Below are 14,214 nucleotides of genomic sequence, written 5' to 3' on the forward strand. Positions count from 1 at the left end.
AATGGCCAATCACCCACGTGCCGGGCAACCCGCCCAGCAGAGCGATTTGATTAACGTTGCACAATTAACGTCACAATATTATGTCCTGCAGCCCGATGTGGCGAACCCGGAACACGCGGTGAAATTTGGCACCTCTGGCCATCGCGGCAGTGCAGGGCGTCAAAGCTTCAACGAGATGCACATTCTGGCTATCGCTCAGGCAATTGCTGAAGAACGTAAAAAGAACGGCATCACCGGGCCTTGCTACGTTGGTAAAGATACGCATGCGCTCTCTGAGCCGGCGATCCTGTCGGTGCTGGAAGTGCTGGCAGCGAACGGCGTTGATGTGATTGTGCAGCAGGACAATGGCTATACGCCGACCCCTGCCATCTCAAATGCGATCCTTGAGCACAACAAATCGGGTGGCCCGCTGGCTGACGGCATCGTGATTACGCCGTCCCATAACCCACCGGAAGATGGCGGCATCAAGTACAACCCACCTAATGGCGGACCGGCTGATACCAACGTTACCAAAGTGGTGGAAGATCGCGCCAATCAGCTGATCAAAGATGGGCTGAAAGAGGTGAAACGTCTGCCGCTGGAACAGGCACTGGCGAGTGGTCATGTGGTTGAGAAAGATTTGATTCAGCCTTACGTTGAAGGTCTGGCAGAGATTATCGATTTCCCGGCGATCCAGAAAGCGGGCCTGAAGCTGGGCGTTGATCCGCTTGGTGGTTCCGGTATCGCCTACTGGCAGCGCATTGCGGAACACTACAAGCTGGATCTGACGCTGGTCAATGACGCGGTCGATCAGACTTTCCGCTTTATGCATCTGGATAAAGATGGCGTGGTGCGCATGGACTGCTCGTCTGAAAGCGCCATGGCAGGTCTGCTGGCCTACCGTGACAAGTTTGATCTGGCGTTTGGCAACGATCCCGATTATGACCGTCACGGCATTGTGACCCCGGCGGGTCTGATGAATCCAAACCACTATCTGGCTGTGGCGATCAACTACCTGTTCCAGCACCGTCCACAGTGGGGCCAGGATGTTGCCGTGGGTAAAACGCTGGTGTCCAGCGCCATGATTGACCGTGTGGTTAATGACATTGGTCGCAAGCTGGTGGAAGTGCCGGTCGGCTTCAAGTGGTTTGTTGATGGTCTGTATGACGGCAGCTTTGGTTTTGGCGGTGAAGAGAGCGCGGGTGCTTCATTCCTGCGTTTCGACGGCACGCCATGGTCAACGGACAAAGATGGCATCATCATGTGTCTGCTGGCGGCTGAAATTACTGCCGTGACCGGTAAAAACCCGCAGCAGCACTATGATGAGCTGGCCGCGCGCTTCGGTGCACCAAGCTACAACCGTCTGCAGGCATCCGCCACTTCAGCGCAGAAAGCCGCACTGTCGAAGCTGTCACCAGAGATGGTGAGCGCAGATACGCTGGCGGGTGATCCTATCACCGCGCGTCTGACGGCAGCACCAGGTAACGGCGCTTCAATCGGTGGTCTGAAAGTGATGACGGAGAATGGCTGGTTTGCGGCCCGTCCGTCAGGCACCGAAGACGCTTACAAAATCTACTGTGAAAGCTTCCTGGGCGCAGAACACCGCGCGCAGATTGAGAAAGAAGCGGTAGAGATTGTCAGCGAAGTGCTGAAAAACGCCTGATCCGTCGGGCAACGAAAAGGCGCCGCGGGCGCCTCAGACTGCTCCCTTACTCACATCAGGGCATATCTTGCCGCAGCGGATTAACCTGATGCGCGGGGGACAGGGTCAGAAGAGGAAAGCGTCCCACGCCATGGACAAAAACGCCGGGAGCGTTTTTGAACAACGCAACGCGTTGGCCCGGTAACGGGCGCACCTCAGGGATGAGGTGCGTAACCGCGCGGGCCGAGCAGTCAGGGATGACGGTTTTGCGTCTTTCCGATCTGACCCTGTTCCCTGAGCAGGCTCCGTCTTACAGCGATACCTACCCGATTCTGTCATTATCAGAAGGCGCCTCTGGCGCCTTTTTTCATGGCATAAAGCGATAGCCGATCCCGGTTTCGGTCAGCAGATGGGCCGGTTGGGTCGGATTCGCCTCCAGCTTCTGGCGCAGATGCCCCATATAAATGCGCAGATAGTGGCTGTGCTCCACCGCATTGGGCCCCCAGACCTGGCTCAGCAGCTGCCGCTGCGTCAGCACCTTTCCTGCATTATTCAGCAGAATGCTCAACAGACGAAACTCAATCGGCGTGAGGTGAATCTCATTGCCGCCGCGCTGTACCCGTCGTGCGGCAAAATCGACGCTGACGTCAGCAAAATGAATTCTGGCTTCGGGCTGCTGGCCACCATGACGGCGCAGTGCAACACGGACGCGCGCCAGCAGTTCGCCAATGCCAAAAGGTTTGGTCAGATAGTCATCCGCCCCGGCATCCAGTGCGGCGATCTTATCCTGCTCATCACTGCGCGCCGACAGCACGATCACCGGTATGGCACTCCACTGGCGCAGATCGCGAATAAAATCGGTGCCATCCCCATCCGGCAGGCCAAGATCGAGGATCACTAAATCAGGCTTACGGGTCGCCGCTTCAATCAGTCCGCGCTGCAGCGTATCGGCGTCAAACACCTTCAGATCTTCATTTTCCAGCGCCAGCCGGACAAAGCGGCGGATCTCTTTTTCATCTTCAACGATCAAAACCGTGGTCACGCAATACCTGCCTTGATTGAGGGCCGAAGCGCTACTTTATCAATATTTTATGTTGCCGTCCGCGCGCTTCATCTTTCGGGCATTTAAACTCTGATGTTACCTGGCGATAACGTATCTGTAACTAAATTACAGGTTAATTCTTAAACAGCAAAAAAGGCGATAAATAAGTGGTCAGATGAGTAGTAAAATTACACAACCTGGCGTAAAGTTGAACACAGATCACATTCGCACACTTTACCTTACCGGGAGGAGAAACCATGTATCAGGCTTATCCACGTTATAAAATAGTCGCGCGCCGTACGCTGGTGGTTCTTCTCGGCGTTCTGGCACTGCCTGTCATGCTGTTTCGACAGGATCGGGCACGCTTCTACAGTTACCTGCATCGCGTCTGGTGCAAGACCAGCGCAAAGCCGGTCTGGCTGGCGCAGTCTGAAGCCGCCGGTGGCGCATTCTGGTAACGAGCCCTCTCGCAAAACAGGCCTGGTCATCTGACCGGGCTTTTTTTTGCGTTTTTTCTGAGAATAAGCGGTCCGGAACCGCGTTTTCCCCCTTTATTCCTGACCATTTTGCGCTACACTTAAACCTCTACAAGATTTCGGAGGTTGTACAAGTATGAGCAAAAAAATCCCCGTTGGAATCAGTGCATGCCTGCTCGGCGATAGCGTGAGGTTTGATGGTGGCCATAAGCGTCTTACTTTTGCGACTGAAGATCTTACGCCATTTGTCCGCTTTGAGCCGATCTGTCCTGAAATGGCGATCGGGCTGCCTACGCCGCGTCCGGCATTGCGTCTGGTAAAGCAGGGCGATGATGAGGTGCATCTTTGCTTCAGCAAAGACGGCGGCGAAGAAGTTACTGATCAGATGCGTAACTGGTCTGCGGAGCGGGTAAAATCGCTGCATCATCTCTCCGGTTACATCCTGTGCGCCAAATCGCCCAGCTGTGGGATGGAGCGCGTGCGGGTCTACGAGCCTGACAATAACAACAACCGCAAAGTGGGCACCGGCATTTTTGCTGAATTCCTGCAGCGCGAGATGCCCTGGCTGCCGCTGGAAGAGGATGGTCGTCTGCACGATCCCGCCCTGCGTGAGAACTTTATCGGCCGTATCTGCGCACTGCATGAATTTAATCAGATGTGGGAAAGCGGCCTGACCCGTCACGGGCTGATCGCCTTTCACAGCCGCTACAAACTGATGATGCTGGCGCATTCGCAGGAGAAATATCGCGAGCTGGGACCCTTTGTTGCTTCGATGAGCCAGTGGGACTCGCTGGATGCCTTTGCCTTTGAGTACCGCAATCGCATGATGGCACTGATGTCACGTCCCGCCTCACGTCGTAATCACACCAATGTGCTGATGCACGTGCAGGGCTACTTCCGCCGCCAGCTAAGCTCACCGCAGCGTCAGGAGCTGGCAACGCTGATCGACCGCTATCGTCAGGGTACACAACCGCTGCTGGTGCCCATTACCATTCTTAAGCACTACATGGCCGAGTTTCCGCATCCGTGGCTGGCACAGCAGCGCTATTTCGATCCCTATCCCGAAGCCTTGTGCTTACGCTACGGACAGTAATTCAGGAGGCGTATGACCACGCATCTGGTCTGGCTGCGTAACGATTTACGCATCAACGATAATCTGGCACTTCACGCCGCCTGTCGAGACAGCAAGGCAAAAGTGATTGCGCTTTTCCTTGCTACGCCGGGACAGTGGCAGCAGCATGACATGTCACCCAGGCAGGCGGCGTTTATTCACGCCAGTCTGGTGGAAGTACAGGACGCGCTGGCTGAGCGCGGCATTGCGCTGCACTATCAGGCGTGTCACGCTTTCAGCGACAGTATTGATGCGCTGGCAGCGTTCTGTGAGAAGCACCAGGTCGACCAGCTCTTCTACAACTATCAGTATGAGGTTAACGAGCGTCAGCGCGATGCAGAGGCGGAAAAGCGTCTCGACGATGCGGGCGTGATTTGTCAGGGCTTTGATGACAGCCTGCTGCTGCCGCCTGGCAGTATACAGAGTGGCGATCGCTCGATGTATAAGGTCTTCACGCCGTTCAGCAAAGCCTTTGTCCGCCGTTTGCAGCAGAGTCTGCCGGAGTGCGTGCCTGCACCTAAACCGCGCGACGGTGCGCCGCTGAAAACCACCTCAATCCCTGCGTTTGAGTGCCCGACCGAAGCGTTTGACGAGAATCTGTTTCCGGCAGGCGAAGCGGCCGCCCTGAAGCGGTTGCGTCATTTCGCCACTCAACCCGTTATCGATTATCCCGCAAAACGCGATCTTCCGGCACTGGACGCCACCAGTCGTTTGTCGGTCTATCTGTCGACCGGCGTGCTGTCGCCACGTCAGTGCCTGCATCGCGTGCTGCATGAACATCCCGATGCGCTGGACAACAGTCGCGCATTTACCTGGCTTAACGAGCTGATCTGGCGTGAGTTCTACCGTCATCTGCTGGTGGCCTATCCGGCACTGTGTCGGCATAAGCCATTTATTGACTGGACGCGTAACGTTGAATGGCAGCGTGACGACGCGCATTTCGATGCCTGGAAAGCGGGAAAAACCGGCTATCCGATTGTCGACGCTGCGATGCGTCAGATGAAGGCGCTGGGCTGGATGCACAACCGTTTACGGATGATTACCGCCAGTTTCCTGGTCAAAGATCTGCTGATCGACTGGCGCGAAGGTGAACGCTATTTCATGCAACAGCTGATTGATGGTGACCTGGCCGCAAACAACGGTGGCTGGCAGTGGGCGGCTTCCACCGGTACAGATTCAGCACCTTATTTCCGCATTTTTAACCCGACTACGCAGGGCGAGCGCTTCGATGAGCAGGGCGAGTTTATCCGTCACTATCTGCCAGAGCTGGCGGACGTCCCTGACAGCCATATTCACCAGCCTCATCTCTGGGCGGAAAAGAACAACAGGAAACTCGATTATCCGGCACCAATCGTGGATCATAAGGCAGCCCGTAAAAAGACATTAGACGCCTTTGAGCGCGCCAAAAGCGCCGCCTGAGGCCTTGAAGGAGCCTGAATGAACCATTACGAATTAGAAACACTGATCAATCAGCACCTCGACAGCCATAGCTTCAGTGATTATGCCCCCAACGGCTTGCAGGTTGAGGGACGTAGCGAAGTCAGAACGATTATTACCGGCGTCACGGCCTGTCAGGCCCTGCTCGATGAGGCCGTCGCACGTCAGGCCGATGCGATAATCGTCCATCACGGTTATTTCTGGAAAAGCGAACCGGCCGCGATTAAAGGCATGAAGCGCCGCCGTCTGCGGACCCTGATGGCGAATGATATTAATCTCTATGGCTGGCATCTGCCGCTTGATGCGCATTCAGAACTGGGCAACAACGCCCAGCTGGCGAAACTGCTGGATATCGACGTACGTGGCGAAGTCATGCCGCTGGTGTTCTGGGGTGAGCTGGCTGAGCCGATTTCGGGTGAACAGCTGGCACGGCGAATCAGCGATAAGCTGGGACGCGAACCGCTGCATTGTGGTGACCACGCGCCAGCATTGATCCGCCGCATCGCCTGGTGCAGCGGTGGCGGACAGGGCTTTATCGACCAGGCCGCCGCTGCGGGCGTTGATGCCTACATCACCGGTGAAGTCTCTGAACAGACCATTCACAGCGCACGCGAACAGGGGCTGCATTTCTTTGCCGCAGGCCATCACGCCACCGAGCGTGGCGGCGTCAAAGCGCTGGGCGAGTGGCTGGCACAACACCACAATCTTGACGTGACCTTCATCGATATTCCTAATCCTGCCTGATCTCTCCCTTGTCCTGCGCGCCTGCGCAGGACCTAAATCTGTTGACACATCCCTGCCACTTTCGCATAACTATTTGCTTTAAGTAGATAAGCCATCGGCTGATTCGGGCATCCGCTCAGATTGGCCAGGCACGATCTCAATCAGGCGGGAGGTAGCTGTTGCAACGAGCACGGTGTTATTTATTGGGTGAACGCGCTGTCGTGCTGGAGCTGGAGCCGCCGGTCTCACTGGAGAGTCAGCAGCGTATCTGGGGTCTGAACCAGCGACTGCAGTCGGATGCGGGCGTGCTGGAGGTCATTCCCGGCATGAACAACATTACCCTGATCCTGCGCGATCCCCAGCAGAGTGCGCTGGATGCGATAGAGCGGCTTCAGCGCTGGTGGGAAGAGAGTGAAGCGCAGTTGCCAGAGTCACGTCTGGTGGCGATCCCAGTGATCTACGGCGGCGAACATGGCCCCGATCTGACCGTGGTGGCGGAACATGCCGCGCTGACACCCGGACAGGTGGTTGAGCTGCACAGCAGCAGTGACTATGTAGTGTTTTTTGTCGGCTTTCAGCCCGGTTTCCCTTATCTGGGCGGCCTGGATCCGCGTCTGCACATACCGCGTCGTGCGGAGCCAAGAGTTAGGGTACCCGCCGGATCGGTTGGTATCGGCGGCAGCCAGACGGGCGTCTATCCGCTGGCTTCCCCCGGCGGCTGGCAACTGATCGGCCAGACGCACACCGCGCTGTTTGATCCCCTGCAGCAGCCCCCCACACTGCTTCGTCCCGGTGACAGGGTTCGCTTCGTGCCGCAACAGGAGGGCGTATGCTAAACATTCTTCGCGCCGGGCTGGCCGCCACCATTCAGGATGCGGGCCGCTACGGCTGGCGTCAGTATGGCATCAGCCCCGGTGGCGTGCTGGATCATCCCGCGATGTTCACTGCCAATGTGCTGGTGGGTAATGCGCCTGACAGCGCGGTGCTGGAGCTGGTGCTGGGCCAGTTCAAAGCGGAGTTCACCCGCGACGGCTGGTTCGCGCTGACCGGCGCAGGCTGCCATGCGGAGCTGGACGGTCAGCCGGTCTGGACGGGCTGGCGCACGCCAGTGAAACGCGGCCAGGTCCTGTCGCTGGCGATGCCGCAGCGCGGTATGCGCAGCTATCTGGCAGTGCAGGGGGGGTTTGACATCCCTGCGGTGCTCGGTTCAGCCAGTACCGATCTGAAAGCAAAATTTGGTGGATTTCAGGGACGCACCTTACGGGATGGCGATCAGATCCCGCTGGGTAAACCGACGCATCAGTTCGACCGCAAAGTCGGCGTAAGGCAACTGCTGTGGGGCAATCGCATCCGCGCACTGCCAGGCCCGGAGTATCATGAGTTCAGCCCCGACGCGCAGCAGGCGTTCTGGCGCACCGCATGGAAACTCAGCCCGCAAAGCAACCGTATGGGATATCGGCTGGAAGGGCGTGAGCTTAAACGTGAAAGGCCGCGTGAGCTGCTGTCACATGGTGTGATGCCGGGTGTGATTCAGGTGCCGCCGAACGGACAGCCTATCGTGCTGATGGCGGATGCCCAGACCACCGGCGGCTATCCGCGTATCGCCTCCGTCATCGAAGCCGATCTCTACCATCTGGCGCAAATCCGCCTGGGTGAGCCGATTCACTTTATTCACTGTACGCTGCCGGAAGCGATGCTGGCACGTCAGCATCAGCAACGCGCGCTGGACCAGATGAAATGGGGACTCCATGAAAATTGATTTAAACGCCGACCTGGGCGAAGGCTGTGCCAGCGATCAGGCGTTGCTTGAACTGGTGAGTTCCGCCAACATCGCCTGTGGCTTTCACGCAGGGGATGCGCAGACCATGCTGCAGTCGGTGCGCTGGGCGCAGGCATCTGGCGTCGCCATTGGCGCGCATCCTGCTTTTCCCGATCGGGAGAACTTTGGCCGCAGTGCCATGCAACTGCCACCGGAAACGGTCTATGCCCAGATGATCTACCAGATTGGCGCGCTGAAAAGCCTGGCGGAAAGCGAGGGTGCGCGGCTGGTTCACGTTAAGCCGCACGGCATGCTCTATAACCAGGCCGCGGCTGATCCTGTGCTGGCAGACGCCATTGCCCGCGCCATCCGTGCCGTCGACAGCCAGTTGATTGTGGTGGGACTGGCGAACAGCGAATCGATACGTGCCGCGTCGCACTATGGCTTACGCACGCGGGAAGAGGTTTTTGCCGATCGTGGCTATCTCAGCACCGGTGCGCTGGTACCGCGCAGCCAGCCGGGCGCGTTGATTGAGGATGAACAACAGGCTATCGATCAGACACTGACGATGGTGCAGCAGGGCAAAGTTAAAAGTATCAGTGGAGAATGGGTGGCGGTGAATGCACAGACCGTCTGCTTACATGGTGACGGCGCGCACGCCCTGCAGTTTGCCCAGCGGTTGCGTGATGCGTTCGCCGAACAGCAGATTCGTGTCACCAGCGCCTGAATAAACATACTTAGCCCGGCTTATGTCGGGTTTTTTTGACTCTGGGGGAATCCATGGAAAGTGCAGTGAATCTCTGGCCGTTACTTGGCATTGCCGCGATCGTCGTCGGCTTCGTATTACGTTTTAACCCGGTGCTGGTGGTGATTGTCGCCGGATTTGTGACCGGTCTGGCGGCAATGATGCCGCTGACGGACATTCTGGAAAAGCTTGGCGCAGGTTTTCTGAACACCCGTAACCTGCCGCTGATTCTGCTGCTGCCGCTGGCGGTCATTGGCCTGCTGGAGCGTCACGGGCTGAAGGAGCGGGCACAGGCGTGGATCGCTCAGATTAAAACGGCCACCGCCGGACGTCTGCTGATCGTCTACCTGTTTGTACGTGAAATCACCGCCGCGCTGGGACTAACCAGCCTGGGTGGGCATCCGCAGATGGTGCGTCCGTTGCTGGCCCCGATGGCAGAGGGGGCAACGGAAAACCGTTATGGCGAGCTCACACCTGAACTGCGTCATAAGCTGCGAGCCATGTCAGCAGCCACCGACAACGTCGGCCTGTTCTTTGGTGAGGATATCTTCGTGGCGTTTGGTGCGATTATCTTTATGCACAACTTCATGCAGGAGTCGGCCGGGATTCAGACCGAACCGCTGCACATTGCGTTATGGGGCATTCCGACCGCTGTAGCCGCGTTCCTGATCCACTCGGCACGTCTGGTGCGACTCGATCGTCAGCTGGCGCGTGAGTTGCAGCTGCTGAACAACCAGGCGCTGAAAGCCAAAGGAGGTCAGTAATGTTCCAGCAACAATATCTGATGTGGCTGGCGGGAATTATCCTGCTGGTGGTGGCTATTCTCTCATGGCGTGACAGTGCGAACCCACGCCGATTTACTACCGGACTGTTCTGGGCCTTGTATGGCCTGGTGTTTCTGGTCGGTGACTGGACGACGCAGATGATGAACAGCCTGATGGGCTCGGACGCGGCGGGCACCCGGATGCTGCATATCACCATCGGTGTCATTGTGGTGGTAATGGCGCTGATTGCCGGTCTGGGGGGTGTCCGGCTGGGTCGCTATCATCAGCGCAGCGATGAAGAGAAGCAGGCGAGTGCGCTGCGTCTGCGCAACAAACTGTTTCTGCCTGCGCTGGCCATTCCGGTCGTGACCGTGGTCGGCGTGCTGGCGTTTAACCATGTTCCCGGTTTGCAGGATGTGGTGTTCGGTCCAGGAAATCACGCCACGCTGGTGACATTGTTTTCAATGATGGTCGGCTGTGTCATTGGCTGGCTGGTGGCGTTAAAACTGACCCATGAAAAACCGGTACAGTCGATGCAGGAGACCCGCCGTCTGCTGGATTCGATTGGCTGGGCCTTTATCCTGCCGCAGATCCTCGCCACCCTGGGACTGCTGTTTACCAGCGCGGGCGTGGGCAGCGCCATTTCGCATCTGACAGAAACCTGGCTGGCAGTCGATAACCGATTTGTCGCAGTCACCGTTTATGCTGTCGGAATGGCGCTGTTAACCATGATCATGGGTAACGCGTTTGCCGCATTTCCGATTATTACCGCAGGCGTCGGCATTCCGATTCTGGTATTGCAGCACGGCGGGAATCCGGCGGTGATGGCGGCGATTGGCATGTTCTCCGGTTACTGCGGCACGCTGATGACGCCGATGGCGGCCAACTTCAATATTGTTCCGGCGGCGCTGCTGGAGCTGCCCGACCGTAACGCCGTCATCAAAGCTCAGATTCCAACCGGTGTGCTACTGTTAATCGTTAACATTTTCCTGCTCTATTTCCTGATGTTCCTGTGAGGCTGCATGAAAACTGTCCTGATGACCGCCTTTGAACCCTTTGGCGGTGAAACGATTAACCCCTCCTGGGAAGCGGTGCGCACGCTGGAAGGCAAACAGATTGGCGGGGCGACGATAGTCATACGCCAGCTGCCGGTGGTGTTCAGTGAGGTGCTCAACGTGCTGAACCAGGCGCTGGAAGAACTCAAACCGGATGCAGTGCTGTCGGTAGGGCAGGCGGGCGGCCGCAGCGACATTACCGTTGAACGTATCGGTATCAATGTCGATGACGCCCGCATCCCGGACAACGCCGGTCATCAGCCGGTGGATGAACCGATTGTGGCTGGCGGCCCGGCAGCCTATTTTTCCCGTCTGCCCATCAAAACGATTGTGGCGGCAGTGCGTGAAGCAGGCATTCCCGCATCGGTTTCGCAGACAGCGGGCACCTTCACCTGTAACCGGGTGATGTATGGCCTGCTGCACTGGCTGGCGCAGCAGGAGCGTCCGGCGCGCGGTGGCTTTATTCATATTCCTTATCTGCCTGAGCAGGCGGCGCAGCATCCTGGTGCGCCGAGCATGGCGGTCGCGACCATTATTCAGGCGCTGGAGATTGCCGTAAAAGTGACGCTGGAGACCGATGAAGATATTAAACAGGCTGGCGGCGCCACCCATTAAGAGGAAGAACGATGCCTGAAGGACCGGAAATTCGCCGCGTGGCGGATAAGCTTGAAGCCGCCATTGTGGGTCAGCCGTTAGCGGAGGCGTGGTTCGCGTTTCCTCAGCTCAAGACTTACGAACCCTCACTGATTGGCGAGCAGGTGCAGGCGATTGAGACGCGAGGCAAAGCGTTGCTGACGCATTTCAGCAATGGCCTGACGCTCTACAGTCATAACCAGCTTTATGGCGTCTGGCGCATCGTGAAACCCGATACCGAACTGAATACCACACGCCAGTTGCGGGTGCGGCTGGCGACGGCGGGCAAAGCGATTCTGCTTTATAGTGCCTCAGATATTGAACTGCTCAACGCAGATACGCTGGCGGCGCATCCGTTTCTGACCCGCATCGGACCGGATGTGCTGAACAGCCAGCTTAACGTGGAAGAGGTGAAAGAGCGGCTGCTGTCACCCCGATTCCGGCGGCGGCAATTCAGTGGTCTGCTGCTGGATCAGGCATTTCTGGCCGGGCTGGGCAACTACCTGCGCGCTGAAATCCTCTGGCTGGCACAGCTGCTGCCCAATCATCGGGCGCAGGATCTCAGTGACGATCAGCTGACTGCTTTCAGCGAGGCACTGCTTTCAGTACCACGTCATGCCTATCGGATGCGTGGAACCATGAAGAAATATCATGAGGAAGCGGCGTTTCAGTTTGAGGTGTTTCATCGGCAGGGCAAAAAATGCCGGCGCTGTGGCACAGTGATTGAGAAGGGCACGCTATCATCACGACCGTTTTACTGGTGTCCGGGTTGTCAGAGATAGACAGTAAAGTCAAAAGGATAAAATGCTCTTACGGCTGACAGAGTCAAACCCGTGTAAATCTTACAGCAATAAAATAGCTTAACGCGCAGAGAACATGGCCAGAAGAGGAAAGCGTCCCGCGCCAGGGATGGCGCGGGCCGAGCGTGTCATGGATGACGGCTTTTGCGTCTTTCCGATCTGACTATGTTCTCTGCGCAGGCGCGGTATCACAGCCAACCGCCCCCGGCTTTAAAGCAACATCAGGCGGAGAACCCTCTCCGCTATCCACTGAGCCTTACTTTTTCAGCTGTGAGCTGAATTCGCGCTCGGTATAACCGGTGTAGAGCTGACGTGGACGGGCAATCTTCATGCCTTCGTCGTGCATCTCTTTCCAGTGGGCAATCCAGCCAACGGTACGGGCCATCGCAAAGATCACCGTAAACATTGAGGAAGGAATCCCCATCGCTTTCAGAATGATACCGGAGTAGAAGTCCACGTTCGGATAGAGTTTACGCTCGATGAAGTACGGGTCGTTCAGCGCAATGTGTTCCAGCTCCATCGCCACTTCCAGCAGGTCATCTTTCATACCCAGCTCATTCAGCACTTCATGGCAGGTATCACGCATCACTGTCGCGCGTGGATCGTAGTTCTTGTAAACGCGATGACCAAAGCCCATCAGACGGAAGGAATCATTCTTGTCTTTAGCGCGTTTAACAAATTCCGGGATGTGCTCAACGGTGCTGATCTCTTCCAGCATACGCAGAGTCGCTTCGTTGGCACCGCCGTGCGCCGGTCCCCACAGGGAGGCGATCCCGGCGGCGATACAGGCAAACGGGTTCGCGCCGCTTGAACCGGCGGTTCGTACGGTAGAGGTTGAAGCGTTCTGCTCATGGTCAGCATGCAGAATCAGGATGCGGTCCATCGCGCGTTCCAGTACCGGGTTCACTTTGTACTCTTCACACGGCGTGGCGAACATCATGTGCAGGAAGTTACCGGCGTAAGAGAGGTCATTACGCGGATAAACAAACGGCTGGCCAATAGAATATTTGTAACACATCGCTGCCATGGTCGGCATTTTAGAGAGCAGACGGAATGCTGCGATTTCGCGGTGGCGCTCAATGTTTACATCCAGTGAATCGTGGTAAAACGCAGCCAGTGCGCCGGTTACGCCGCACATTACCGCCATTGGATGCGAGTCACGACGGAAGCCGTGGAACAGGCGGGTAATCTGCTCATGAATCATAGTGTGACGGGTAACGGTGGTACGGAACTCATCAAACTGTTTCTGGTCCGGCGCTTCGCCGTTCAGCAGGATATAGCAGACTTCCAGATAGTTAGAATGGGTCGCCAGCTGAGAAATCGGGAAACCACGGTGCAGCAGAATACCTTCGTCACCATCAATAAAAGTGATGGCAGATTCGCAGGACGCTGTAGACGTAAAACCGGGATCGAAGGTGAACAGTCCACTTGAACCCAGAGCGCGGACATCAACCACATCCTGGCCCAGCGTACCTTTCAGCACGTCCAGTTCAACAGATGTTCCATCTTGCAGGGTTAGCGTTACTTTTTTATCTGTCATTTTCGTCTCCATAGCGCCTTATGTAGGTAAGGATCTTTAGACACCTGAAACGCGTTCATGTTGCGGTTGGCAAAACTACACAGTATCACTCTGCGGGTATATAGCGGGTGCAGGGTACAGAGTGAGCGGCGCGTTCCCAGCGGGAACCGGTGAGCCATGGACATGCTGCATATCGCGGTTGTTAAAGATCCGGTCAGGACATAACTTCTTGGTAACCAATAACCTGATGCTTTTTAAAGCTCATATTCGCAATGTTACATAACTTGCGCTTAGGGGAAAGTGTATCCCCATAACTTTTGTGCATCATAGGAATTTACAGGCTTAGTTTGTAACTGAATTGTTGAACTATTGTCAAATCAGATAATTAAAATTGTATCAATTGTGAAAATCGTGAGTAGGATCACTGTTCCACCTAAAATATACCAAAGAGTTTGTAGGGGAATTGTAATCAGAATGTGATCCTCCTATACTCCAGGCAGGTCTCCGGAACACCCTGACACCAGGAGCC

14 protein-coding genes are annotated in these 14,214 nt (G+C 56.5%); 12 read left to right on the plus strand and 2 right to left on the minus strand.

Annotated elements, in window-relative coordinates:
* Position 1: 1 nt before the first annotated feature.
* On the plus strand, positions 2-1,642 hold the full coding sequence (gene pgm / locus F3I44_RS13565; protein WP_009091443.1) for a phosphoglucomutase (alpha-D-glucose-1,6-bisphosphate-dependent): 1,641 nt from the start codon (positions 2-4) through the stop codon (positions 1,640-1,642).
* 346 nt (positions 1,643-1,988) lie between these two features.
* Here the strand turns inward: pgm and kdpE are convergent, their stop codons facing one another.
* Positions 1,989-2,663 (minus strand): two-component system response regulator KdpE, encoded by a 675-nt coding sequence (gene kdpE / locus F3I44_RS13570; RefSeq protein WP_150012303.1) that lies wholly within the window; start codon positions 2,661-2,663, stop codon positions 1,989-1,991.
* 257 nt (positions 2,664-2,920) lie between these two features.
* Here kdpE and F3I44_RS13575 point away from each other — a divergent pair, with 257 nt between their 5' ends.
* The 11 genes from F3I44_RS13575 (at position 2,921) to nei (ending at position 12,148) form a co-directional block, all read left to right on the plus strand.
* Entirely contained in the window at positions 2,921-3,121 is a 201-nt protein-coding gene (locus F3I44_RS13575; RefSeq protein WP_150012301.1) for a DUF2517 family protein, read from the plus strand.
* A gap of 154 nt (positions 3,122-3,275) precedes the next feature.
* Positions 3,276-4,232, plus strand: coding sequence for a 2-thiouracil desulfurase family protein (locus F3I44_RS13580; RefSeq protein ID WP_150012299.1), 957 nt, complete (start codon positions 3,276-3,278; stop codon positions 4,230-4,232).
* A 12-nt stretch (positions 4,233-4,244) separates the two neighbouring features.
* The gene (gene phrB / locus F3I44_RS13585; RefSeq protein ID WP_150012297.1) at positions 4,245-5,669 is read left to right on the plus strand and encodes a deoxyribodipyrimidine photo-lyase; all 1,425 of its coding nucleotides are present in this window, start codon (positions 4,245-4,247) and stop codon (positions 5,667-5,669) included.
* Positions 5,670-5,687: 18 nt separating this feature from the next.
* Entirely contained in the window at positions 5,688-6,431 is a 744-nt protein-coding gene (locus F3I44_RS13590) for a type 2 GTP cyclohydrolase I (RefSeq protein ID WP_150012295.1), read from the plus strand.
* 158 nt (positions 6,432-6,589) lie between these two features.
* Positions 6,590-7,246, plus strand: a complete 657-nt coding sequence (pxpB, locus tag F3I44_RS13595) for a 5-oxoprolinase subunit PxpB (RefSeq protein ID WP_150012293.1) — start codon at positions 6,590-6,592, stop codon at positions 7,244-7,246.
* Positions 7,240-8,169 carry a 5-oxoprolinase subunit PxpC gene (gene pxpC, locus F3I44_RS13600; RefSeq protein ID WP_150012291.1) on the plus strand — a complete coding sequence of 310 codons (930 nt, stop codon included), beginning with the start codon at positions 7,240-7,242 and terminating at the stop codon, positions 8,167-8,169. Before pxpB ends, pxpC begins: the two co-directional genes overlap by 7 nt.
* Positions 8,159-8,896, plus strand: coding sequence for a 5-oxoprolinase subunit PxpA (gene pxpA / locus F3I44_RS13605; protein ID WP_150012289.1), 738 nt, complete (start codon positions 8,159-8,161; stop codon positions 8,894-8,896). The genes pxpC and pxpA overlap by 11 nt, the downstream gene beginning before the upstream one ends.
* A 53-nt stretch (positions 8,897-8,949) precedes the next feature.
* Positions 8,950-9,678, plus strand: coding sequence for a DUF969 domain-containing protein (locus F3I44_RS13610; RefSeq protein ID WP_150012287.1), 729 nt, complete (start codon positions 8,950-8,952; stop codon positions 9,676-9,678).
* Positions 9,678-10,694 (plus strand): DUF979 domain-containing protein, encoded by a 1,017-nt coding sequence (locus F3I44_RS13615; protein ID WP_150012285.1) that lies wholly within the window; start codon positions 9,678-9,680, stop codon positions 10,692-10,694. The genes F3I44_RS13610 and F3I44_RS13615 overlap by 1 nt, the downstream gene beginning before the upstream one ends.
* Before the next feature lie 6 nt (positions 10,695-10,700).
* The gene (gene pcp / locus F3I44_RS13620; protein ID WP_150012283.1) at positions 10,701-11,348 is read left to right on the plus strand and encodes a pyroglutamyl-peptidase I; all 648 of its coding nucleotides are present in this window, start codon (positions 10,701-10,703) and stop codon (positions 11,346-11,348) included.
* 11 nt (positions 11,349-11,359) lie between these two features.
* On the plus strand, positions 11,360-12,148 hold the full coding sequence (nei, locus tag F3I44_RS13625; protein ID WP_150012281.1) for an endonuclease VIII: 789 nt from the start codon (positions 11,360-11,362) through the stop codon (positions 12,146-12,148).
* A gap of 274 nt (positions 12,149-12,422) precedes the next feature.
* Here the strand turns inward: nei and F3I44_RS13630 are convergent, their stop codons facing one another.
* Positions 12,423-13,706 (minus strand): citrate synthase, encoded by a 1,284-nt coding sequence (locus F3I44_RS13630; protein WP_013357141.1) that lies wholly within the window; start codon positions 13,704-13,706, stop codon positions 12,423-12,425.
* Positions 13,707-14,214 lie beyond the last annotated feature (508 nt).

The sequence above is a fragment of the Pantoea sp. F_5 genome (genome assembly GCF_008631595.1).
In the GTDB taxonomy this organism is placed as follows: domain Bacteria; phylum Pseudomonadota; class Gammaproteobacteria; order Enterobacterales; family Enterobacteriaceae; genus Pantoea; species Pantoea gossypiicola.

Coding starts and splice junctions, on each gene's coding strand:
- pgm (WP_009091443.1), top strand. CDS start 2: ATGGCCAATCACCCACGTGCCGGGCAACCCGCCCAGCAGAGCGATTTG.
- F3I44_RS13575 (WP_150012301.1), top strand. CDS start 2,921: ATGTATCAGGCTTATCCACGTTATAAAATAGTCGCGCGCCGTACGCTG.
- F3I44_RS13580 (WP_150012299.1), top strand. CDS start 3,276: ATGAGCAAAAAAATCCCCGTTGGAATCAGTGCATGCCTGCTCGGCGAT.
- phrB (WP_150012297.1), top strand. CDS start 4,245: ATGACCACGCATCTGGTCTGGCTGCGTAACGATTTACGCATCAACGAT.
- F3I44_RS13590 (WP_150012295.1), top strand. CDS start 5,688: ATGAACCATTACGAATTAGAAACACTGATCAATCAGCACCTCGACAGC.
- pxpC (WP_150012291.1), top strand. CDS start 7,240: ATGCTAAACATTCTTCGCGCCGGGCTGGCCGCCACCATTCAGGATGCG.
- pxpA (WP_150012289.1), top strand. CDS start 8,159: ATGAAAATTGATTTAAACGCCGACCTGGGCGAAGGCTGTGCCAGCGAT.
- F3I44_RS13610 (WP_150012287.1), top strand. CDS start 8,950: ATGGAAAGTGCAGTGAATCTCTGGCCGTTACTTGGCATTGCCGCGATC.
- F3I44_RS13615 (WP_150012285.1), top strand. CDS start 9,678: ATGTTCCAGCAACAATATCTGATGTGGCTGGCGGGAATTATCCTGCTG.
- pcp (WP_150012283.1), top strand. CDS start 10,701: ATGAAAACTGTCCTGATGACCGCCTTTGAACCCTTTGGCGGTGAAACG.
- nei (WP_150012281.1), top strand. CDS start 11,360: ATGCCTGAAGGACCGGAAATTCGCCGCGTGGCGGATAAGCTTGAAGCC.
- F3I44_RS13630 (WP_013357141.1), bottom strand. CDS start 13,706: ATGACAGATAAAAAAGTAACGCTAACCCTGCAAGATGGAACATCTGTT.